Source organism: Steroidobacter flavus (assembly GCF_042651805.1).
GTDB classification, from domain to species: Bacteria; Pseudomonadota; Gammaproteobacteria; order Steroidobacterales; family Steroidobacteraceae; genus Steroidobacter; species Steroidobacter flavus.
This window is the reverse complement of sequence record NZ_JBHSDU010000003.1, coordinates 1,256,356-1,277,743: the sequence shown is the minus strand read 5'-3', so window position 1 is coordinate 1,277,743 and position 21,388 is coordinate 1,256,356. Positions and strand designations below refer to the sequence as shown.

General features: G+C 62.6%; 17 protein-coding genes. 5 read left to right on the top strand and 12 right to left on the bottom strand.

Annotated features, from left to right (window positions below; all coding sequences use genetic code 11):
- Positions 1-2: 2 nt before the first annotated feature.
- The 3 genes from ACFPN2_RS11120 to ACFPN2_RS11110 are packed head-to-tail and all read right to left on the bottom strand — an operon-like array spanning position 3 to position 3,260.
- Positions 3-860 carry a hypothetical protein gene (locus ACFPN2_RS11120; RefSeq protein ID WP_380596671.1) on the bottom strand — a complete coding sequence of 286 codons (858 nt, stop codon included), beginning with the start codon at positions 858-860 and terminating at the stop codon, positions 3-5.
- Positions 857-2,512 (bottom strand): AAA family ATPase, encoded by a 1,656-nt coding sequence (locus ACFPN2_RS11115; protein WP_380596670.1) that lies wholly within the window; start codon positions 2,510-2,512, stop codon positions 857-859. Before ACFPN2_RS11115 ends, ACFPN2_RS11120 begins: the two co-directional genes overlap by 4 nt.
- Before the next feature lie 10 nt (positions 2,513-2,522).
- Positions 2,523-3,260, bottom strand: coding sequence for a PspA/IM30 family protein (locus ACFPN2_RS11110; RefSeq protein WP_380596669.1), 738 nt, complete (start codon positions 3,258-3,260; stop codon positions 2,523-2,525).
- A gap of 85 nt (positions 3,261-3,345) precedes the next feature.
- On the opposite strand from ACFPN2_RS11110, the gene ACFPN2_RS11105 reads away from it, so the two are divergent.
- Positions 3,346-4,320, top strand: a complete 975-nt coding sequence (locus ACFPN2_RS11105) for an acyl-CoA thioesterase (RefSeq protein ID WP_380596668.1) — start codon at positions 3,346-3,348, stop codon at positions 4,318-4,320.
- On the opposite strand, the gene ACFPN2_RS11100 is transcribed toward ACFPN2_RS11105, so the two are convergent.
- A complete protein-coding gene (locus ACFPN2_RS11100) occupies positions 4,321-5,175 on the bottom strand; it encodes a pseudouridine synthase (RefSeq protein WP_380596667.1) in 855 nt (284 codons plus the stop codon).
- Between the two features lie 145 nt (positions 5,176-5,320).
- Between ACFPN2_RS11100 and ACFPN2_RS11095 the strand changes: the two genes are divergently transcribed.
- Genes ACFPN2_RS11095 through ACFPN2_RS11085 form a run of 3 tightly spaced genes read left to right on the top strand, consistent with a single transcriptional unit; the run spans position 5,321 to position 8,513 of the window.
- A complete protein-coding gene (locus ACFPN2_RS11095; RefSeq protein ID WP_380596666.1) occupies positions 5,321-6,742 on the top strand; it encodes a GMC oxidoreductase in 1,422 nt (473 codons plus the stop codon).
- A gap of 8 nt (positions 6,743-6,750) precedes the next feature.
- Positions 6,751-7,218, top strand: a complete 468-nt coding sequence (locus ACFPN2_RS11090; RefSeq protein WP_380596665.1) for a hypothetical protein — start codon at positions 6,751-6,753, stop codon at positions 7,216-7,218.
- Positions 7,219-7,271: 53 nt separating this feature from the next.
- A complete protein-coding gene (locus ACFPN2_RS11085) occupies positions 7,272-8,513 on the top strand; it encodes an aminotransferase class V-fold PLP-dependent enzyme (protein WP_380596664.1) in 1,242 nt (413 codons plus the stop codon).
- Here ACFPN2_RS11085 and ACFPN2_RS11080 read toward each other — a convergent pair whose 3' ends face one another.
- The 4 genes from ACFPN2_RS11080 to ACFPN2_RS11065 form a co-directional block, all read right to left on the bottom strand.
- Positions 8,514-10,277 carry an ATP-binding response regulator gene (locus ACFPN2_RS11080; RefSeq protein ID WP_380596663.1) on the bottom strand — a complete coding sequence of 588 codons (1,764 nt, stop codon included), beginning with the start codon at positions 10,275-10,277 and terminating at the stop codon, positions 8,514-8,516.
- Between the two features lie 28 nt (positions 10,278-10,305).
- Complete coding sequence (locus tag ACFPN2_RS11075; RefSeq protein WP_380596662.1) at positions 10,306-10,944, bottom strand: response regulator transcription factor; 639 nt, start codon at positions 10,942-10,944, stop codon at positions 10,306-10,308.
- Between the two features lie 104 nt (positions 10,945-11,048).
- The gene (locus ACFPN2_RS11070) at positions 11,049-12,365 is read right to left on the bottom strand and encodes a tetratricopeptide repeat protein (protein ID WP_380596661.1); all 1,317 of its coding nucleotides are present in this window, start codon (positions 12,363-12,365) and stop codon (positions 11,049-11,051) included.
- Positions 12,366-12,457: 92 nt separating this feature from the next.
- Entirely contained in the window at positions 12,458-15,130 is a 2,673-nt protein-coding gene (locus ACFPN2_RS11065; RefSeq protein ID WP_380596660.1) for a tetratricopeptide repeat protein, read from the bottom strand.
- Positions 15,131-15,400: 270 nt separating this feature from the next.
- Here ACFPN2_RS11065 and ACFPN2_RS11060 point away from each other — a divergent pair, with 270 nt between their 5' ends.
- A complete protein-coding gene (locus ACFPN2_RS11060) occupies positions 15,401-16,498 on the top strand; it encodes a Gfo/Idh/MocA family protein (protein ID WP_380596659.1) in 1,098 nt (365 codons plus the stop codon).
- Positions 16,499-16,590: 92 nt separating this feature from the next.
- Here the strand turns inward: ACFPN2_RS11060 and ACFPN2_RS11055 are convergent, their stop codons facing one another.
- The 4 genes from ACFPN2_RS11055 to ACFPN2_RS11040 all read right to left on the bottom strand — a co-directional run bounded on the left by ACFPN2_RS11055 (position 16,591) and on the right by ACFPN2_RS11040 (position 21,345).
- The gene (locus ACFPN2_RS11055) at positions 16,591-18,108 is read right to left on the bottom strand and encodes a DHA2 family efflux MFS transporter permease subunit (protein ID WP_380600105.1); all 1,518 of its coding nucleotides are present in this window, start codon (positions 18,106-18,108) and stop codon (positions 16,591-16,593) included.
- A 64-nt stretch (positions 18,109-18,172) separates the two neighbouring features.
- A complete protein-coding gene (locus ACFPN2_RS11050) occupies positions 18,173-19,411 on the bottom strand; it encodes an HlyD family efflux transporter periplasmic adaptor subunit (RefSeq protein ID WP_380596658.1) in 1,239 nt (412 codons plus the stop codon).
- A gap of 24 nt (positions 19,412-19,435) precedes the next feature.
- Positions 19,436-20,851: an efflux transporter outer membrane subunit gene (locus tag ACFPN2_RS11045; protein ID WP_380596657.1), complete on the bottom strand. Its 1,416-nt coding sequence runs from the start codon at positions 20,849-20,851 to the stop codon at positions 19,436-19,438.
- Positions 20,848-21,345, bottom strand: coding sequence for a MarR family winged helix-turn-helix transcriptional regulator (locus ACFPN2_RS11040; RefSeq protein ID WP_380596656.1), 498 nt, complete (start codon positions 21,343-21,345; stop codon positions 20,848-20,850). The genes ACFPN2_RS11045 and ACFPN2_RS11040 overlap by 4 nt, the downstream gene beginning before the upstream one ends.
- Between the last annotated feature and the right edge of the window lie 43 nt (positions 21,346-21,388).

Genomic DNA, 21,388 nt, shown 5'->3' with positions numbered 1-21,388 from the left:
ATTTATTGCGCGACCCGCTCGCGCCGACGTTTCGTCTGGCTCGCACGCGGTTGAAGCAGATCGGCCGGCGGCGGCTCATCGGTGAGCCCTTCCAAGCCGGCGAACAACTCACGTTGATCCCGCAGCCAGCGATTTGCTTCGTTCAACGAAACTGACAGCGCATCGAGCGACGACGCGACGCTGTGTTCATCGGTCGCAAGCAGCGCCTGCTCACGCACCAGCGAAACTTGCTGTCGCAGCCGTTCCAGTTCGGCTTCGACCAGCTCGCGTCGACGCTGAGCATCCGTGTGCCCGGCGCGCCGGGAGCGGAGGACTTCGAGCTGTTGTTCCAGGCTGCGCTTGAGCTCGTCGCCGATCGAGGCTTCGGACAGCCGGTCGATAACTCGGCGTTCCTGTTCTTCGAGCGCGCGTTTGTCGCGCTCCGCTGAATTGATCACCTGCAAGATGGACGCACGAGCGGCGAGCAGCTTCAGATGCAGCCACGCCATCTGTCGCACATCGCTCTTCTGCATCTCCGTCGCGCCCGTGCGCGACAACAGATCGACGATCTCCCGCGCCTGTATCTCAATCGATTCCTGGAGACGGCGAGCGTCTTCGTCGAGGTGATAGCTGAGCGCGTTGTAACGCGCGACCCAATCGTCCCCTTTGCCCTCCGAATCGACCACGGCCCGGAAACGTTCGTTCCGGGACAGCGCCCAGAGATACAAACCCTCGAGGCCGGCGCCGATCAACCACAGCCCGGGATTCACAAACGCGCCCAGCAACGCGAAGGCCGCGATGCCAAACCAGTTCAGCGGCACGGGCATGCCGAAAGGGCGCGCGTTGAAAGCCGCGGCGAGATAAGAGCGTTGGCCACTCATGGCGTGGCGTTGGGCTCGGCGTATTTGTGGAACGCCGGCGGTACGAAGGCTAGATCGGTCGCTTCCCGGATCGAGATGCGCATCTGGAATTCCAGCACATCCGAGGGCACCGGGTTCTGATAACCGACCAAACACGCCTCCAGCGCGGCGCGCGGCTCCAGGCTCTCCGTGCGAACGCGACGATAAGCTTTCACGACCAGCGCCTCGGCAGCGCCCGGCGTCAGCAGCAAGGGCATGCGCGACTCCAGCGCGGTGAGATCCGCGTCGTTCAATTGCAGGCCGTAACGTTTAGCGAGTGCTCCGATCAGCGCGGCGCTCTCAGCATGAGTGCTGGTCGGCAGCAGCGGCACTTTCACGTCGACACGGCCCGGGCGTTTCAAGTCGACTTCGATCAGGTCAGGTCGCGACGACGCCAGAATCCACAGCACGCGGCCGCGATTGGACGAGTCCGACATTTCTTGCGCGATCATCGAATACAACCGGCCCGACAAGCCGCTATCGCCGCTGCCCGAGTCGCGACGACCGAGCGTCTGGTCGGCTTCGTCGATGAACACCATGCAGCGACCGAGCGCGCGAATCAGCCGGAAAATCTTTTCCAGGTTGCCTTCGCTCGAGCCCACCCACCGGTCGCGGAAGTTCTTGAGCTTGACGACCGGCACGCCCGCCTCGCCGGCGAGACATTCGACTAGAAACGTTTTACCGGTGCCGACCGGGCCGCACAGCAGATAACCCATGGGTAGCGCTTTGAGATCACCGGCCTGCCACAGCTTGATGTCCTGGCGCAGCCAGCGTTTCAGCGCTTCCTGGCCGTGATAGGCATCGAGTGTGCGAGTGGACTCGATGAATTCCACCAGGCCGGCGGAGTCGCGCTCCACCAGTTCTTTCTTGATGCGAGTGAGATCGGAGTTGGTCAGCGCCTGGCCGGAGTGATCGCGGACCTTCACCAGGCTTTCCAGCGCTGAGATCGTCACGCCCACGAGCGCCGCGCCGATCTGCGCGAGATTCGCGTCGGCAGGAAAAGCTTTCGGCTCGTGAGTGCGCAGAAGGGTCAGCGCACGTTCGATCTCAGCGGAATCTGGCAGCGGCACCCGAATGCGCGAAGCATGCGTGCTGAACGCGACCAGCGGCTCGACATCGTTGAGGTTGTCGGCAATCAGAATGCTGGTGAACGGCAGGTCGGCGAACGGCGCTTCGGAAGACCACTCGCGCAGCACGCTCGTGAGGCTGCCGTGTTCGAAGCCGGCACCATCGGCGGGCACGATGTGATCCACGCCACGCAGAATAACCGCGACGTTTTCTTTCACTTCGCGACCGATCGCTCGCAGGTTACCGAGATAGCGCAGGTAACGACTGATGTACTGAAGCGCCGGCTGCGGCTCGCGCGGCAGAGACTTCAGATCCGAGCCGCCCCATTTTTCCACCAGCTCGCCACCGCGCTCGATGGTCAGCCCGTTGCCGAGGTCGTACGAGAGCACGACCTGAAAGCTCGACAGCAGATGATTCTCGAGATAGCCGGCGAGCCCGACCAGCTGCGCGCCGACCGCAATCCGGTCATGCACGTTGCCGTACAGGATGAATTGCCCGTGCGCGCCGCTTTCGTAAGCGAGCGCGAGCTCGTTCGCCCAAGCCGGTGCTCCATGCGGTGCTGGCATCGTCTGCTCTTTACGATTCCGACTGCGCACCCATGGTGCGGGTCGCCGGCGCGGCCGGGGTGCTGCCTTCGATAGAGATGCCCTCGCGCGCGGCGAAGTCGGCCAGCGCTTGATCGGCGAGCGCATTCATTTCGGCTTCCTGCACGTTGACATTGGTCATGTCGATCGAGTCCTTGGCGACGCGGGCGCGGCCGGCGGCCTTGGTGCGTTCTTCCTCGACCATTTCGTGCAGACGATTGAGCGTGTCGCCCGAGCCGCCGATGCTGGTGATCATGCCCGAGGCCATTTCGTGGATCTCGGCCATGGCCTGATTCATCTTCATGTCGTTGATGGCGCCCTTCAAGCTCTCGATCTTGGCGCGGGCGGTCTGCACCGCCACGTCGCGGGCCTTGACCAGATTCTTGTAAGTGCCTTCGGCCGCTTCGAGCTGCTTGCGGTTCTCTTCCAGCTGCGACTCGATGGTCTGCAGGCGCAGGGCGTACTGCCCGGCAGCCGACTTGTTACCGGCGCGCAGATGCGCGGCCGTCTTGGCGCGCAGGTCCTTCTGCTCGGCTTCGAGCTTGCGCACCTGGCCCATGATCCGCTCGCACAGGCCGGCGTGCGTCGCCAGGCCCTGGTTGAAGTTGGCGATCTGCTTGCGGAGGTTTTCCTGCTCCAGCTCCAGCAGCGCTTCGGGGTTGCGCTTCTCGATGCCCGAGATGAAGAGGGAGAAGAAGCCTTTGATGAGGTTTCCGAGCCGGCTGAACATGCACCCTCCAAGGATTTCGGGCCGGTGGCCCAAGCCGTAAAAGTGCGCAAAGCCTAGCGAAATTCACCGGTAACTAGTAGAGATCGTGGGTCGGCGGCCGGCCACCGCCGGTGAGTGGCCCGCCGGCACCGGTGGACTGCGCGCCGGTGCTACACTGGCCGCCATGGTCACCCCGATTTCGCCGCCCCCGGCTCCGAAGTATCTGCGCGAAGTGCTGGAGCTCGAGCAGCTCGACACCAATCTGTTCCGCAGCCAGGTCAACCAGATCAACGTCAATCGCACGCTGTTCGGCGGCCAGATCCTGGGTCAGGGGTTGCGGGCGGCCCAGCAGACGGTGGCGCCCGACCGGGTCTGTCACTCGCTGCATGGCTATTTCCTGCTGGCCGGCGCCAGCGACATTCCCGTCATCTACGACGTCGAATTGACGCGCGATGGCGGCAGCTTCTCGACCCGCCGCGTCGTGGCCCGGCAGCGCTCGCGCCCGATTTTCCATATGGAGCTGTCCTTCCACCGGCATGAGGAAGGCCTGCAGCACGAGGTCACGGTCAGCGGCGACGTGCCCGATCCGGAAGACCTGATGGACGTGCGTCAGCTGGTCGAGAAGTTCGGCGACCGGCTGCCGAAGGGCGCAGTCGCGCTGCTTTCTCAACAGAGCATCATCGAGCTGAAGCCGGTCAATCCGGAAATGTTCATGCTTCGCAAGCAGTCGCTGCAGCGGGCTCAGTACTGGATCCGCTCGTCATCGCCGCTGCCGGACGATCCGCTGACGCAGCTGGCGGGGCTGGCATATCTATCGGATTACTTCCTGGTCTCGACCGCGTTGTTGAAGCATCCGATCGAGATGCAGAACAAGGACGTGATGATGGCCAGCCTCGATCACGCCATGTGGTTCCACAGCCCGCCGCGAGCGGATGAGTGGATACTGGTCGAAGCGGTGAGCCCGTTCGCCGGCAGCGCGCGTGGGCTGACGCGAGCGGAAATGTTCAGTCGCGACCGGAAACTGGTGGCGTCAGTCGCGCAGGAAGGATTGATTCGCCTGCTCGATAAGCAGCCGCGCTAGTCAGTCGCTACTGAGCGTCGCGGCCCGCAGCTTCTCCACATCTTTCTTGCCGAGCAGCTTGGCCTGACCCGGCTTGAGATCGCCCGCGCGCAGCGGGCCGATCGCGACTCGCTCCAGTTCGCGCACTTTCAAGCCGACGCGTGCGAGCATGCGACGGATCTCGCGATTCTGACCTTCGCGCAACGTCACGCTGAGCATCGTGCGATCGCCGCGAGCGCGATCGACGAAACGTTTGACGATGCGCACGGATTCCATCGACGCCTTCTTCGACGTCTTGGTGCCGTCCGAGGCGGGATTGACCAGGTACATGCCGGCGCGCAGTTTTTGCAGCTGTTCGTCGGAGGCGAGACCGGACGTCAGCACCCGATATTCCTTGGCGATGCCGAACTTCGGATGAGTAAGTTGATACGCCAGATCGCCGTCGTTGGTGATCAGCAGCAGGCCGGTGGAATCGCCGTCCAGCCGACCGACAGGAAACAATCGCTCGTTATTACGTAATGACTGCGGCACCAGATCCAGCACGTTGCGACGGCCTTCCGGATCGCTGGTGGTGGTGATCACGCCCTTGGGCTTGTTGATCAGTACATAGATGAAGGAGCGCGCCTTGGGCGCGGCCGTGTCGCCCGCGCTTTCTTCCGGCACGGGCAACGCGATGACCTCGCCATCGAGCTGGACCTCGTCGTTGACCGGGTCCACGAAGCAGGGCAGCGTGTTGACGATGCGCCCATTCACGGCCACGCGCCCTGAAGTGATCATCTCCTCGCAATCGCGACGTGCGCCGAGGCCTGCGTCGGCCATGGCCTTTTGCAGCCTCACTCCCTTGGGAGCAGTGTCGGAAAGTCGCGACTTGGGCATGGAAAGTACGAGGTGTGTTCAAATCTGGGCGCGAAGCTTACACGGATTCCCGCGCCGGGCTGTCAGGTATGCGCGCAAAAGCTACCTGTCAACGGAACTTCCCGGCTACGCGTCGGTTTAATTCCGATGCGTTTCGGGAGGACGGATGGTTCAAGAGCATTTCGACGTCGTCGTGGTCGGCTCCGGGTTCGGTTCATTGTTTTTTGTCGAAGGGTACCTGAGCAAGCGACCGGCGGCGAAGATCCTGATGCTCGAGCGCGGCACGTTCAATTCGCACGCGTGGCAGCTCGAACAAGGCAAGAACTCCCCCATTCCTCCCGCCTCGACGTTCCGCACCGACGAGGCCAAGAAGGTCTGGAATTTCACCATCGGCGTCGGTGGCGGCACCAATTGCTGGTACGCGCAGACGCCGCGCTTTCATCCGAGCGACTTCCGGATGCACAGCAAGTACGGTGTGGCGCAGGATTGGCCGCTCGATTACGACGAGCTCGAGCCTTACTACGTCGCTGCTGAAACCAAGATGTCGGTCGCGGGCTCGCCGGACATGGGCGTGATCCTGCCGCGTTCGGCGCCATTTCCTCAGCCGCCGCATAAGCAGACCGCGGTCGACGCGATCATGCGCAAGGCTCAGCCGCAGTTTCATGTTCCTATCGCCACGGCGCGTGCCAGTGTCGCGGACGCGGGTCGTCCGCCGTGCTGTGCTTCGGCTCGATGCAATCTGTGCCCGGTGAATGCGAAGTTCACTTTCGAGAATGGCTTCACCACGCTGCGCGATCTTCCCAATGTCGAGATCCGCACCGAGTGCGAGGTGACGCACTTCGATCGTTCCGGCGGCACTGTCAGCGCCGCTGTCTATAACAAGGGCGGGGCGGAGCATCGAGTCACCGGCGATTTGTTCGTGCTCGGCGCGAACGCGATTCATAGCCCCGCCATCCTGTTGCGCTCGGGGATCGATCATCCACTGACCGGCGTGGGCATTCACGAGCAAGTCGGTTACTCCCTGGAAGTGCTGCTCGACGGTGTGGACAGTCTCGATGGCGGCACGATCACGACCGCGTTGAACTACTCGCTTTACGACGGCCCGTCCCGCAAGGACTACGCCGGCGCGCTCATCTATTTCGACAACCGCTGGCCGCACGGCTTGCGCAAGGAGTATGGGCGGTGGCGACAGCTGTCTCCTCTGGTCGTCGTGGTCGAGGATCTGCCGCAGGATTCCAATCGCGTCGTGCTCGATAAAGACGGCGTGCCGAAGGTGCTGCACGCGGACGTTTCCGACTATGCCAAGCGTGGCATTCAGGAATCGCTGACCAACATCGAGAAAGTGCTGGAGCCGCTGCCGGTCGAGCGCATCGACTTCAAGGGCATGCGCGATACCGAATCTCACATTCAGGGCTCGCTGCGCATGGGCAGCGATCGCGCCTCGTCCGTGATCGACGCGAAACAGATCCATCATGATGTGCGCAATCTGGTGGTCGTCGGCTCCTCGGTGTTCCCGTCGGGGCCGAACTCGAATCCCAGCTTGAGTGTGGCCGCGCTGTCCTTGCGTAGCGCCGCTTTGATCGCGTGACTATGTCGATGAACGAGACCCGCAAATTTTCACCCGGCCGACGCAAGCTGCTCATCGCAGGCGGCGGCGTCGCTGCATTGGGAATCTTCGGTGCCGCATCGTGGGGGCAGCTGACGAACTATCGCGCCTCCTGGATCGAGCGTGTGGTCCGGGAGAACCTGCCAGGGATCGATCTCGATCCGGCCTCGTTGCAAACGTTCGTCAAGGACATGCTGGCGAGCGAACGGATGCAGCGTCGGGAGGTGAAGGTGACGGTATTCGCCGATCGCTTCGTTCCCTGGCTGCCGGCGCACATCGCCAAGGCGCGCCACGGCCTGGAAGGTCTGGAGCGCTATGTGCTGACCGAATATTTGATCGGCAGCAACTTCTTCCGCATCCCCGATCCGAAACGCGAGACGATTGTTTACAGCGGAATGATCGTGGCGTGCCGGAATCCATTCACTTACAGTAGTCCTCCCACCGTTAGCAGGGCATAAACAGGTCCATGGTTTCGCGCCGCGATCTGCTGGTCACAGGTATGATTGCGGCGATGGCCTCTCCGATCTCCGCTGCCGCCGCCAAGCTACCGGCGCGCCCTAACCAAACGCCAGAACAGCTCGCGCGTAATGAAGGCTACTGGCGTGAAATAGCCGCGCAGTACGACGTCACCCGCGATGTCGTGCTCCTGGAGAATGCATATTTCGGCGTCATGGCGCGGCCCGTGCTGGCTGCCTATGAGCGCAACCTGGAGCGAGTGAATCGCGAGAACTCGTATTACGCGCGGCTTCGATTCGCGGACGATCAGAACAAGGTTCGCGCTCGTATCGCGGCTTCTCTCGGCGTCAGTGCCGAGGAGATCGCGTTGACTCGAAACGCGACCGAGGCCTTGCAAGCACTCATCGGTAGTTACGGTAAGCTGCGTCCTGGCGACGCCGTGTTATTTGCGGACCTGGACTACGACGCCATGCAGGATGCGATGCGTTGGTTGAGTGCGCGTCGCGGTGTCGAGGTGATACGAATCGCGCTGCCCGAGCCTGCGACGTATCAAGGCATCATCGATGCGTACGCCGCTGCGTTCGAAGCGCATCCAAACATTCGACTGATCCTGCTCACACATCTCGGTCATCGCACTGGCTTGATCGCGCCCGTGAAAGAAATCATCGCGTTGGCCCGGCATCGCGACGTGGACGTGATTCTGGATTCGGCGCACGCCTGGGGCCAGATCGATTTTCGTCTGGATCAGCTGGGCGTGGATTTCGCCGGCTTCAATGTGCAGAAATGGATGGGCGCGCCGCTGGGCGTGGGCTTCATGTACATCCGCCGCTCACGGCTGGCGGACATCGAGCCGTACATGGGCGACAGCAGCTTTCCGGCGGATGATATTCGTAGTCGAGTGCATTCCGGCACCGCCAACTTCGCTGCGTTCATGACGGTGCCCGACGCGCTCGATTTCCACGACGCCATCGGCACGGCCGTGAAGGAAGCGCGCTTGAGATACCTGCGAGATCAGTGGGCCGAAGCCATTCGTGACCACGGCGTTTGGGAGATTCTCACACCGACCGACCCCCGTTTGTACGCGGGACTGACGTCGTTCAGGCGCAAAGGTCGCGCCGAACTCAAGGACAACATCGAGCTGGCGAAGCGCCTGCTGGAAGAAACAAAGATCCTGACCGTGCATCGAACCGGCGTCGAGTCGGGCGCCTGCGTGCGCGCGACGCCGTCGATGTTCACGAGCCTCGATGATGTCGAACAGCTGCGAAAGGCGCTGGCAGGTCCCGCCGCGCGCTGGTGATCAGGCGCGCTGTTTCTTCGCGAATTCGTGATTGAGCAGGGCGCGCAGGCGAACTGCTTTCAACGGCTTGTGCATCATCGTCAGGCCGGCGGCGCTCACCTTGCGTAGCTGTTCCGTCGCCGTGTCGCCGGAGATCAGCACGGCGGGAATGCCGTCGCCCAACTTTGCCCGCAGCTCACGAATCGCGTCGATGCCGTTACGGTCGCCGCGCAAGCGCAAGTCCGCGATGATGAAGTCCGGCACGCGACCATTGATGCTGGCCAGCGCCTGGTCCGAATCCATGGCCGTGATGCATTTGCAGCCCCAACTTTCCAGCAGGCTCTGCATGCCGAGGCGCACCGATTCTTCGTCGTCGATGACCATGATGAGCTTGCCGCCGATCAGGTTCGGCACTTTCTGCTCGATGGTCGCGGCGCCCGAGTGAATCTTGTTCGGATCGGCGAGCGGCACTTCGATGCTGAAGCGCGAGCCGCGGCCCATCGTCGAGCGCACATTCAACGGATGCTCGAGCAGATTGACGATACGGCGCACGGTGGCGAGGCCCAATCCCAAACCGCGCGAGCGATCGCGCGCCGGGTTGTTGAGCTGATAGAACTCTTCGAAGATGCGCTCGTGCTGCTCGGGCGGGATGCCGATGCCCGAGTCCCACACTTCGATGCTCACGCCGTTACGGCGCTTACGACAAGCAACGATCACGCCGCCCCGTTCGGTATAGCGGAGCGCATTCGAGACCAGATTGGACAGCACGCGAAACAGCAGCGTCGGGTCGGTGTACAGCACGCCTCGCGAGCGGCGCACGACCAGCTTGAGTCCCTTTTCCTCGGCCTGCTTGGTGAAGGTGCTGCGCAGACGATCGAGCACCAGGTTCGCCGGCACGATCTCTTTCTTGACCTCGACCTGGCCGGCGTCGAGCTTGGAAATATCCAGCAGGTTATCGAACAACTGCTCCAGCGATTCGGTCGCTTGCAGGATCTGATCGATCATGCGGCGGCCCTGCTCATCGACCTTGCCGTTACGCAGGGCGGTGGCGAACAAGCCCAGCGAATGCAGCGGCTGACGCAGATCGTGATTGGCGGCGGCGAAGAACAACGATTTGGACCGGCTGGCGGACTCGGCACGCGCGCGGGCTTGATCGGCCAGTGCATATTGCTGCTGTAACTGACCGACCAGCTGCTCGTTCTCATAACGCAACCGGATCTGCGCCACGATCACTCGGGCCTGACGATCGCCGAACAACAACAGATAGCCCAGCACCGCAAACCACATCACACCGAGCGCGGCGTTACCGTAGCCGCCGAGCAAGATGTAACGAAGCGCGAGCGAACCGAACACCGGCGCGGTGAACGCATGGAGCGCCGGAGGAAAGTGAGCATGAGTAATGACGCTGATGGTGGCGCGAGCCGCAAGACATGCCGCGATCAACGCCAGCGTGAGCGACTGATTCGAATCCACCAGCACGAATGCCGACGAGCCCCACACCAGGCCGGCGATGCCCGAGGCCGCCGCGAAACGCCAGCCCCAGGAGCTCGACGCGGTCGCGCGATTGTCGGCATGTCGATAGCGGGAGGTGAGCGCCAGGCTGCCGACCTGCACGAGCAGCGTCGCAATCGACCAGCCGATGATTCGAGTGTGCTCGGTGTGCGGCCAGGTGATGACCGCAATCATCGCGACCATGAGCAATGCGGAGCCGGAGACGGCTAACGCATTCCCATACAACATTTCCACGCGCTGCTGCTCAACGCGTCGCAACAGTGCGGCGTCCATGTGGAGACGGGCTTGTTAGAAAAGGAAGTTAGCGCGCGGTGGCGTAAGCAGCAGGCGCGGACGGCAGGAAGCCCCGCTTCTGCGCGACCAGCACCGCTTGCGTCCTATTGCGAACATTGAGCGCTTCGAACACCGCGCTCACGTGCGCCTTCACCGTGCGCTCGGCAACATCCAGAGCCCGGGCGATTTCCTTATTGGAGAAGCCGCGGCCCAGCATGCTGATGACTTCGAGCTGACGCAGGGTCAGGCCGTTCGGCTGCTCGGTGGCGGCGGCCAGGTTGGTCGTCTCGGGAACGAACACTTCACCGGCGAGCACTTTGCGGATCGACGCGATCATCTCGTCGGCGGTGAACGATTTGGGAATGAAACCGGAAGCGCCGGCGGCCACGGCGCGGGCCGCGACAGCTTGCTGATCGTCGCCGGAAATCATGATGCAGGCGGTGGTCGGGAAGCGCTCGCCGATGATCTTCAGCGCGTTGAAACCGTCGTCGCCCTTCAGGTGGATGTCGAGCAGCACCAGGCCGATGTCACCGTCCGTTTGCAGAGCCTGCAGCGCCTCGGGCACCGAGGACACGCTCAGCACTCCGGCATCCAGGTCGCTCTGCTCGAGCACCGCATGGAAACCGGCACGAAACAACGGATGGTCATCGACGATGAGGATTTTCATGACACTGCTCCCCGAAACCAGACATCCCACCAATGGACACGCCACCGACGTGCGGCGGTCCATCGCCATCCCGGGAGCATCGTACGTGCGGGCTAGGGGCGGGTTCAATGCCCATTGGTGCAGGATGAAGAGCCATCCGCGGCCTGCAGCCAGCTTAGAATCAGTTTTGCGACGGGACTCTCGGCACCCCGGGCGGCGACCACGATGGGATAGGCCTTGCTCAGCCGCTCCCGGGCCTCGGCCGATGAATTATCAAGTAGATACAGCGCCCGGCCGAGCACCGCACTGGTGATCGCGAATTCGACACTGCGCTCGCCCAGTTCCGCTTCCCAGGTCGGCAGGGCCGCCCGGGTCAGCTTTTCAGCCTCCTCGGCGCCCCCTTCGGTCTCGACCAGCGACCGGCCGAGCCACGCCTGGGCTTCGGCGATGAAGGCGTGCCGGGCGGGGAGATGGCCTTCTTTGACGTTATGGTCGTAAATGGCCAGCGCCGCCCGGAACGACCCGGCCGCGCCGGCGAAGTCCTTGAGATCGTAAGTGACGCGCCCGATGCGGGCGTGATCGTTGCCGACGTACGGATGTTTCCGATCGCGCACCTTGATGTTGAGCTCGAGCGCTTCCTGCAACACGCCCTTCGCGCCTTGCAGATCGCCCATGGCTCGCAGGACTGAGCCGAGATTGGCGAGCACATCGACCAGGTCGGGATGACAAGGCTCCTGGACGTCTTCGCGGATGATACGAACCGCGTTGGCCATGTCGTCCTTGGCCTCCTGCAACTTGCCCGCACCGGCTTTGACGGTCGCGAAGTTGAGCAGATGAAGCGCGTATTTCAAATGTCGGTAGCCGACCTGGCGCAGGTCGAGGTCGAGCACCTTGGTATAGATCTCGGCGGCGCGCTCGTAATTGCCTCGCGTCTGTTGAACTCGGCCCAGTGCATCCAGCAGCCGGCTGACATTCGGATCGGTGCATTCCAGATGCAGCGCTTCGAGAATGTTCAAGCCGCTCTGTGCCGATTGTTCAGCGGCCACGAACTGTCCAAGTTGCAGTTGGGTGACCGCCAGCTCGTTGAGATTGAGCGCGACCGGATAACTGTTGCCGCCGAACACGCGGCTATTGATAGAAAGAGATTTGCGCACTTCAACTTCGGCGGCGACCGCATCGCCTGACTGACGTAATGCGCATGCATGACTATTGAGCGATCGGGCGGTCTCCGGATGATCCGCACCGAAGAACGCGCGCCGGATCTCGAGTCCCTTTTCGATGAGCTTTTTGCCGTCTTCAACGCGTCCCTGATGTAACAACGCGAGGCCGAGGGAGTCGGCGACGGCGCCGGACTGCTCGGGGTCGTTCCTCAAGTCGATTTTCAAAGCGCCGGGCGGGGGAGCCGGCAGGGAAGTGGAGTCGTCCGCGATCAATATGAACATGGAGAGTCTCCTGACGTTCGGGCGCTCGAGAGAGGCCGCATGCTACGCACGCGTGCCACGAGGGGGCTATCGCTCTTATGTCACAGTTTTGTTTATTTCTGTTTCAGCTCTTCGATCCAGGTGTGCAGTTCCTGCGCCGATATCACATCCGGCGACACTTCGGAGCGAACGAGGATGGGATAGCTGGCGGCAAACACACGTTCGGCCTCCCCGGTATTTCCGAGACGGGCCCATACGCGGCCCCGCAGAGCGCTGGCCGCCGCGTAACCTGAACTGTCTTTGCCGTATGAGGTGGCCCATGCATCCACGGCTTGACCGAGCGTCGCTTCCGCTTCTTTGAAGCGTTTCAGCTCGAGCAGCGTCCGGCCGAGACGGGTCAGCGTGGTCGTGATGTAACCATGTTCAGGCGGCAACGTCTTTCGATAGATGCCGAGTGCTTCGCGCAGGTGCCTCTCGGCTGTCACGTAGTCATGTTTACGTAGCGCGACGCGCCCCAGGCTTTCCAGGTCGTGACCGACGTAGGCGTGATCCGGACGAATCTCACGATCCCGGGCCAGCATGGTGGCGAAGATCTGCTGGGCTTCGTCCAGCCGTCCTTCTTTCATCAGGCAGCGGCCGTAGTTGCTCATGGCGTCGATGGTCTCGAAATGTTTGGGGCCGAGCACGCGGTCGAACAGGTCGATGGCCTGCCGGTACAGCGGGCCGGCGGCCTTCAGATCGCCTTTGCCTTGCAGCGCCGAGGCGAGATTTTGCAGATGACGCGCATAGAGCGGATGGTCCGCCTGGCGTGCCTGCTTATCGATGGCGACCGCTTCGCGAGCGAGCCGCTCGGCAGTATCGAAATCCATGCGATCGATGGCGATCAGCGCCAGATTGTCGAGCGGATCGGCGACCAGTTCGTGCGTCTTGCCGAGACGGGCGATACGAATATCGAGACAGCGCTGTAACGATTGCTCGGCAGCGGCCCACTTGTCCTGACGGTGCAGGATGACGCCGAGCTGACACAGATTCAGCGCGGTCTGCAGGCTGTCGGCGCCGGTATGTTTCTCGGCCAGGGCGAGGCTGCTGCGGGCCAGTTGCTCCGCTTTCACCAGATCGCCGCGCTCGCCGTAGATTCGGTTGAGATTGAACAGACTGCGGCCGACATCGATGTTGTCTTCGCCGAATCGGGCGCGCCGGATCGACAGCGCTTGCTCGATCAATGGTTGCGCCCGATCCAGCTGGCCGAGCCCGAGGTACACGGTGCCGATCGTATCCATCAAGGTGGCTTGCAATTCCGGCTGGCCGCGTAACTTGTTGGCGATCCGCTGCGCACCGACATCGAGAATTTCTCTTGCTGTGATGCTGTCGCCACGCGCGCGTGCCGGATCGGCGTTGGTGAACGATTCGACCAGAAACTCCGAGACCGCTTCGGCCCGCTCCCGTTCAGCTTCCGCGATGGTGCGCTCCTTGGTGGCGACGTCGCGTTCCCGCTCCACGCGCTTCGACTGGATCAGCGTGGTAATCGAGAACCCGATCAGCAAAGCAAGGAAGGCCGCGCCGAGCCCGAGTGCCGCGCCATGCCGTTTGATGAATTTGCTGGAGCGATAACTCCATGAATCAGGACGCGCCATCACCGGCAGGCCGCGTTGCAAGCGATCGATGTCGGCGTTGAGCTGTTCCACCGACGGATAGCGACGCTCCGGCTCCTTGCGCATCGCCATCGCGACGATGTTGTCCAGATCGCCGCGCAACTGGCGCTGTAACTTTGCAGGCGTGGTGCCTCGTTGAGCGGCCACCTGATCGATCGAGCTGTGGCTGGATTCGCGAGCGATGCCGATGGCTTCGCTCGGCGAGGGCGGATCGTCCTCGCAAATCGTTCTTTCCAGCTCGGCCATGCGAATGCCACGCACGACGAACGGCTTGAAGCCGCACAGCAACTCGTGCAGCAGCACGCCCAGCACATAGATATCGCTCGCGGTCGTGATCAAATCGCCGCGCACCTGTTCCGGGCTGGCATGGCCCGGGGTCATCACCCGGATGTCGGCCTGAGTGACCGCCATGGTGTGCATCATGTGGCCGTTGTCGTCGAGCCACTTGGCGATGCCGAAATCCAGCAATTTGGGCGTGCCGTCGGCGGTGACCAGGATGTTCGAGGGCTTCAGGTCCCGATGCACGATCAGGTTCTGGTGGGCGCGGTGCACGGCCGAGCACACCGCTTGAAACAACTTCAGGCGCGCTTCGATGTTCAGGTTGCGACGATCGCAATAGGTATCGATGGGCTCGCCATCGATATATTCCATGACGATGTACGGGGTGCCGTCGCTGGTGGTGCCGCCATCGAACAGGCGCGCAATGTTTGGATGATCGAGCGTCGCCAGAATCTGCCGTTCCATGCGCAGGCGTTGCTGGGACTGGCCGGATAACAGGCCCCGGCGCACCAGCTTGATAGCCACCTGCTGCTTGAACTGCGCATCGGCGCGTTCAGCCAGGAACACCTCGCCCATGCCGCCTTCGCCCAGGCTGCGTACCAGGCGGTAAGCGCCGATACGTTCGCCGGTGAGCGTGCGCCGCTGTTCGAACATGGCGTCCGGCTCGGCTTCGGAGCCGGCACTGTCGAACCAGTTCTGTCGAGAGTGCGGGCGCGAATGTAATTCGGCCACGGCGCTTTCATATAACTGCGAATCGCTGGCGCACGCCTGCCGGAGAAACTGCAGCCGATCCTCCTCAGGCAGCTGCTGCGCTTCATCCACGATGGCGGCGATGGACCTCGGATGCACAGTCATGTCAGTAGCGGGGTGCTTCGTGGACTTTGGTCACCTTGCCGGGGTGACAGCGGCTGGTGCACACTCGTCCGCACACCTCTTCGCCGGAGCCCAGCATGTATCACACAACGATGTCCGTCACGATGTCCTTTGTGCCAGCGGGCCGTCGCGGTGCGAAGTCCGCCCCTCGTTGCGGCGGTTGTCACCGGCCGATCGAGCTGTAATTCAGAATTCGATAATTTTCCTGGCTTGGGCGATGCTACGCCCAACGCGGATGCATAGATAGCAACCATGCAGGACCTGTCTCGCCGTTATTTCATGCAGGGCGCGGCCGCGACCGCGCTCGCGGCCCCGTTCATCGGCAGCGCCGCCACACGTGACAAAACCAGTCCCGGTAAGAAACTCGGCGTCGCCTTGTGCGGACTGGGCAAGCTGAGCACCGACCAGATCGCGCCGGCCTTGCAGAAAACCCAGCATTGCCGACTCGCGGGCATCGTCACCGGCAGCAGTGGCAAGGTGGACGAGTGGCGTAAGAAATACAGCCTGCCGGCTCGCAGCGTTTATACATACGACACCATGCATCGCATGGCCGACAACGACGACATCGATATCGTTTACGTCGTCACTCCCAACGCACTTCATCTGAAGCACACGGTCGCGGCCGCCAAAGCCGGCAAGCACGTGTTCTGCGAGAAGCCGTTGGAAATATCGGTGGATCGTTGCAAACAGATGATCGATGCCTGCAAGGCGGCGGATCGGATGCTCGGTGTGGCGTATCGGTGCAGGTTCGAGCCACATCACATCGAATGTATCCGTATCGCGCGTGAACAGGAGTTGGGCCCGGTGCGCATCATCGAGGCGGGCTTCGGCATCGATGTGGGCGCGGCCGATCAGTGGCGCGTCAAACGAGCCCTGTCAGGCGGCGGCGCGCTGATGGACGTCGGCATCTATGCTTTGCAGGCGACGCGTTATCTCACGGGCGAGGAGCCGGTGCTGGTCTCGGCGACGGAAACCAAGACCGATCCGGTGAAATTTGCGGAAGTCGACGAGACAGTGACCTGGACGGCGCAATTCCCCGGCGGCGCGATCGCGTACTGCACAGCTAGTTTCAAAGTTCACGGCATCAAGAACTTTCGCGCAACGGCGGATCGCGGCTGGTTCGAGCTGGACCCCGCTTATTACTACGGCGGCATCAAAGGCGTGCGCAGCGACGGCAAGCCGCTGTCGTTTCCTCAGGTCGACATGTTCGCAGCCGAGCTCGATGACTTCGCGCGTTGTGTGATCGAGAAGCGGCCGACGAGTGTGCCCGGTGAAGAGGGCATGCAGGATGTGAAGATCATGACGGCGATTTATGAATCGATCCGCACCGGCCGGGCGGTGCGAGTCTGAAGACCCACCCCCTGGCCCCCTCCCAGACGGGAGGGGGAACTTAATTCTTTTTAAAAAGGTTTTTTTCCGGAAGAGTTCGGCGGACGGACCGATCAGTCCGCGGCCACGTGCGCCGCGCCGCCGGTGCTTGGCCGGCGCGCGAGCCAGACCAGGCCGATCATCGCCAGCGTCAGCCACGACGAGATCCAGAAATAGTCGATCGACGACAGCAGATAGGCCTGGCCGACCATCTGTTTGTTGAGTGCCGCGAGCGCGGCGCTATCCGACATGCCGAGCGAATGCAGATGCGTCAGAGCTTCCTGCATGGGCGCATCGTATGCACTCGAGCTGTTGGCCAGATGCGCCTGATGGAATGCCTCGCGCCGATCCCAGAACGTCGTCGTGATCGAAGTGGCAAAGCTGGCCGCGATGGTACGCAGGAAGATCGCGAGACCCGAGGCCGCCGGCACACGCTGCGGCTCGATACGATCGAGCATGATCGTGAGAATGGCGACGAAGAACGTGCCCATCGCCAGGCCCTGGATCAGCTGCGGAATGATGAAGTCCATGGGCGCCGCGTCCATCGTCAGTTGCGCTCGCATGTAATAAGAAACAGCGAACGCAACGAACGCCATCGACGTGAGCCAGCGAGCGTCGTATCTCGCCAGGAAGCGCGCCGCCAGCGGCGACACGATGACCGCAATCAAGCCACCGGGTGCGGCAAGCAGGCCCGCCCACGTCGCCGTGTACCCGAGCTGCGTCTGCATCCACAGGGGCAGCAACACGATGTTGCCGAAGAACACGGCGTAACCCAGGCACATCGGGATCAGCGCGAACGTGAAGTTACGACTCTTGAACAGCGACAGGTCGACGATGGGATGTTTCTCGGTGAGCTCCCAGATCAGCCAGGCGGCGAACGCGATCACCGACACGATGGTGAGGATGACGATGAACGGCGACGAGAACCAGTCCTCGTCCTTGCCCTTGTCCAGCATGATCTGCAGCGCGCCGACCCAGACCACCAGCAGCGACAGGCCAATGGTGTCGACCGGCAGCTTGCGAGTCGGCGTCTCACGATTGCGTAACTGAAACCAACAGACGGCGAACGTGAAGATGCCCACCGGGATGTTGATATAGAAAATCCACGGCCAGGTCGCGTTGTCTGAGATCCAGCCACCGAGCATCGGGCCCATGATGGGCGCGACCAGCGTGGTCATCGACCAGAGCGCCAACGCCAGCCCTTTCTTCGCGGGCGGAAACAACATCAACATCAGCGCCTGCGAGCCCGGCACCATCGGTCCCGACACCGCGCCCTGCAGGACGCGGAAGAACACTAGCGATTCCAGATTCCAAGCGACGCCGCACAGGAACGAGGCGACGGTGAACGCCAGCACGGCGAACACGAATGTCCGCACGATGCCGAAGCGTTGCATGAGCCAGCCCGTGAGCGGCACGCTGATGCCGTTGGCGACCGCGAACGACGTGATGACCCACGTGCCCTGGTCCGCCGACGCACCGAGGTTACCGGCGATGGTCGGAATGGAAACATTGGCGATGGTCGTATCCAGCACCTGCATGAAGGTGCCGAGCGCCAGCGCCAGCGCGGTCACGGCGAGTTGGCCGCCTTGCATGGGCGGTGGCCCGGCCGCATTCGCGGTGTTCGTGCTCACTGGCGGTTCCTACTGCGTTCGTTGATTAACGCTTGGCCTGACGCGTCCCGGTGGACTCGATCGACGCAACCGTCGCGCCACGAGTGTTCCGGCTCGCGACCGCGCCGTTCGCCGTCGCATTCTGATGAATGATCTCGGCGATGCGCTGCTCGATGCCCGTGTCTTCGCCGACGCTCTTCTGCAGCGGTTGCGGCGTATTGCGGACCTGCGACGCCACCAGCGGGCCCGACGTGTCGCGCACTTCGATCTTCGCGTGCATCGACAGACCGACGCGCAGCGGGCTCTGCTTCAACTGCTCGGGATCGAGCGTGATGCGCACCGGCACGCGCTGAACGATCTTGATCCAGTTACCCGACGCGTTCTGCGCAGGCAGCAGCGCGAACGCGCTACCGCTGCCGGCGGCGAGACCGGCGACCGTGCCTTTGTACTCGACGTCCTTGCCATAAATATCGGCGTGAATGCTGACCGGCTGACCGACGCGCACGCTCCGGAGCTGGCTCTCCTTGAAGTTGGCATCGATCCAAACATCATCCAGCGGCACGACCGCGAGCAACGGAGCGCCCGCACTCACGTGCTGACCGAGCTGGACACCGCGCTTGGCAATCGTGCCGGACACAGGGGAGCGAATCGTCGTCCGACGCAGAGCCAGCGACGCATCGCGCAGCTTGGCCGCGGCCGCTAATACGTTCGGATGATCTTCGAGCGTCGTGCCCTCGATCTGTGCGAGTGTGGCATCGAGCTGACGTTGCGCCGCCTGCAACGATGCGCGTGTCGCCGCGATCGTGTCTTGAGCGTGCGCGAGTTCTTCGCCTGACACCGCGCCATCGGCCACCAGCGCCTGGCGACGAGCGTAATCGCTCTGAGATTTCTTCAGATCGGTCTGACGCTCGGCGATTTGAGCGCGTAGTTGTTCGGCCTGCGAATACAGCGCGCGAACCTGTCGAACGGTGCGTGCCAGCTCCGCTTCGGCGGCGGACACGGCGATGTTCGCATCGGCCGGATCGATCTCGACCAGCACCTGGCCGCGTTCGACGGATTGAGTGTCGTCGACGTGCACGCCGAGCACGGCGCCCGGCACTTCGCTGGTGATTTGCACGATGTCGCTGGCGACGTAGGCGTCGTCAGTGCTTTCGTAATAGCGCGCGACGGTGAACCAGTAGGTCGCATAGCCGATACCGGCGATCGCAACCACGGCGGCGAGAATCAACAGACCCCGCCGGCGGGCGCCGTTGCCGTTGGCAGCAGGAGCAGTGGGTTCGCTCATAAGAATTCCGTTTGAAAGTAACGATCAGCTGGCGGCGGTGAAGTTGCCGCCGACGGCCAGCAGCAGCGACACGCGAGCGAGCGCTTGTTGATGAAGGATGTCGACAAACGTGGTGCGGGCATTCAGCACCTGAGTTTCGGTTGTCAGCACGGACAGATAGTTCGCGAGGCCCGCTTCGTAGCGCTTTTGCGCCAGCCGATAAGCTTCCTCGGCGGAGGCGAGCGTGGCGCGAGCTTGCTGTAACTGCCGCGCGCTGTAGTTGACCTGGCTCAACTGGTCCGCGACCTGCTGGACGGCGGACAAGACCGCGCCGTTGTAGGAGCTGACAGCCTCGTCTTGTAGCGCTGTGGCCGCGTTGAATTGCGATTTCAGACGATGCGACTCGAACAGCGGCAGGCTGATTGCCGGGCCCGCGCCGTACGTGCGGTTTTCCGCCTTGAACAGATTGTCGAGCCCGATCGCCTGGAAGCCGGCGAACGCGCTCAGATTCACATTCGGATAGAACGCTGCGCGAGCCGCGGCCCGCTCGGCGGTGGCCGATTCAACACGCGCACGAGCCGCGAGAATGTCAGGACGGCGACCGAGCAGATCGGCCGGCAGGTCCGTCGGAATCGACAGCGCGGCTTCGAGATTCAGCGCGGGCTTGCCGATGCGCTCGTAAGCATCGGCACCTTCGCCGATCAGTGCAGCCAGGCGATGCACAGCGACTTCACGCGCCGCCTCGGCCTGCAAACGCGCAAGCTCGGCCTGCGGTACCGCTGACTCGGCTTCGCGCAGCTCGACGTTTGTATCGAGCCCGGCGTCGATGCGCTTGCGTGTGATATCTAAGATCCGTTGTCGCTGGACCAGCGACTGTTGTGCGATGTCGGCGAGCGCGATGGCGCGATTCAAATCGAGATAGGTTTGTGACAACGCCACGGTCGTCGCGAGCTGTGCCGCTGCCGAGTCGAGGCGGGCGGCTTCGACGGTCGCTTTGGCCGAATCGATGAGCGCGGCCTGCTTGCCCCAGAAATCCAGATCCCAGGACAGATTCACCAGCAACTGACCGGACCAATACGTGCCGCCACCGAACGGCGGTGGGTAAATGTACTGCTCGGGCCAGCGGGCGCGCTGTTCCGCGCCGTTCAGCGACACGCCGGGCGTGCGCTGGGCAACGGCCAGCTCCACTTGTGACTGAGCCGCGCGCAGACGGGCCAACGTTTGCTGAAGGTTGGGATTGCGCTCGAGCGCAGTTGTCACGAGCTGATCGAATTGCGGATCGCCGTACTGTTCCCACCAACGCTCGGCGACGACCGGCGCGGCGGTTGTGCCGAGGCCAACATTTGCATCGGCAATCGATTGAACCTGCGGCTCCGTTTTCGGCGGAGTCACGCATCCGCTCAGTGCCGTGGCGATGCCAAGCACGAGCGCACTTGCGCGAGAAACCGTACCGATCTTCATGTCACTTTCTCCTTGTCCGACGTTGCCGCGGAGTAAGGCACCAGCTCTTCCAGCCGGCCGATCAGACGCCTCAACAGCGACTGCAACGTCTTCACTTCTTCGCGCGTGAAACCGTCCAGCGCGATATTCAGCGCGTCGCATGCGGTGGGGATGAGCGTATCGAGAACTTCCGTGCCGGCGGCAGTGAGCGAGAGCTCGACGACCCGTCGGTCATCGGCGCTGCGACGACGCTCGATCAACTTGCGCGACTCCAGCTGATCGACCAGTCGGGTCATGGCTCCGCTGTCGTGATGGAGGTCGCGGCACATGTCAGCGATCGTGACCGCGAGACCGTCGCGCAGATACATGAGCACCACCCACTGTTGCAGCGTGAAGCTCTGCTGTTCGAACAGGCCTTCGATGCGTTCTTGCATCAGGCGCTGAGAACGCTTGATCAGGTACCCCATGCTGTCGCGCAGGTGAAAGGACTCGGGTTTGTAGTGGGCCTTGGCCATTGATTGCCTCGGCAATGACTGCCTAGGCAGGCATTATAGGAGG

Coding starts and splice junctions, on each gene's coding strand:
- ACFPN2_RS11120 (WP_380596671.1), bottom strand. CDS start 860: ATGAGTGGCCAACGCTCTTATCTCGCCGCGGCTTTCAACGCGCGCCCT.
- ACFPN2_RS11115 (WP_380596670.1), bottom strand. CDS start 2,512: ATGCCAGCACCGCATGGAGCACCGGCTTGGGCGAACGAGCTCGCGCTC.
- ACFPN2_RS11110 (WP_380596669.1), bottom strand. CDS start 3,260: ATGTTCAGCCGGCTCGGAAACCTCATCAAAGGCTTCTTCTCCCTCTTC.
- ACFPN2_RS11100 (WP_380596667.1), bottom strand. CDS start 5,175: ATGCCCAAGTCGCGACTTTCCGACACTGCTCCCAAGGGAGTGAGGCTG.
- ACFPN2_RS11095 (WP_380596666.1), top strand. CDS start 5,321: ATGGTTCAAGAGCATTTCGACGTCGTCGTGGTCGGCTCCGGGTTCGGT.
- ACFPN2_RS11090 (WP_380596665.1), top strand. CDS start 6,751: ATGAACGAGACCCGCAAATTTTCACCCGGCCGACGCAAGCTGCTCATC.
- ACFPN2_RS11085 (WP_380596664.1), top strand. CDS start 7,272: ATGGCCTCTCCGATCTCCGCTGCCGCCGCCAAGCTACCGGCGCGCCCT.
- ACFPN2_RS11080 (WP_380596663.1), bottom strand. CDS start 10,277: ATGGACGCCGCACTGTTGCGACGCGTTGAGCAGCAGCGCGTGGAAATG.
- ACFPN2_RS11075 (WP_380596662.1), bottom strand. CDS start 10,944: ATGAAAATCCTCATCGTCGATGACCATCCGTTGTTTCGTGCCGGTTTC.
- ACFPN2_RS11070 (WP_380596661.1), bottom strand. CDS start 12,365: ATGTTCATATTGATCGCGGACGACTCCACTTCCCTGCCGGCTCCCCCG.
- ACFPN2_RS11065 (WP_380596660.1), bottom strand. CDS start 15,130: ATGACTGTGCATCCGAGGTCCATCGCCGCCATCGTGGATGAAGCGCAG.
- ACFPN2_RS11060 (WP_380596659.1), top strand. CDS start 15,401: ATGCAGGACCTGTCTCGCCGTTATTTCATGCAGGGCGCGGCCGCGACC.
- ACFPN2_RS11055 (WP_380600105.1), bottom strand. CDS start 18,108: ATGCAAGGCGGCCAACTCGCCGTGACCGCGCTGGCGCTGGCGCTCGGC.
- ACFPN2_RS11050 (WP_380596658.1), bottom strand. CDS start 19,411: ATGAGCGAACCCACTGCTCCTGCTGCCAACGGCAACGGCGCCCGCCGG.
- ACFPN2_RS11045 (WP_380596657.1), bottom strand. CDS start 20,851: ATGAAGATCGGTACGGTTTCTCGCGCAAGTGCGCTCGTGCTTGGCATC.
- ACFPN2_RS11040 (WP_380596656.1), bottom strand. CDS start 21,345: ATGGCCAAGGCCCACTACAAACCCGAGTCCTTTCACCTGCGCGACAGC.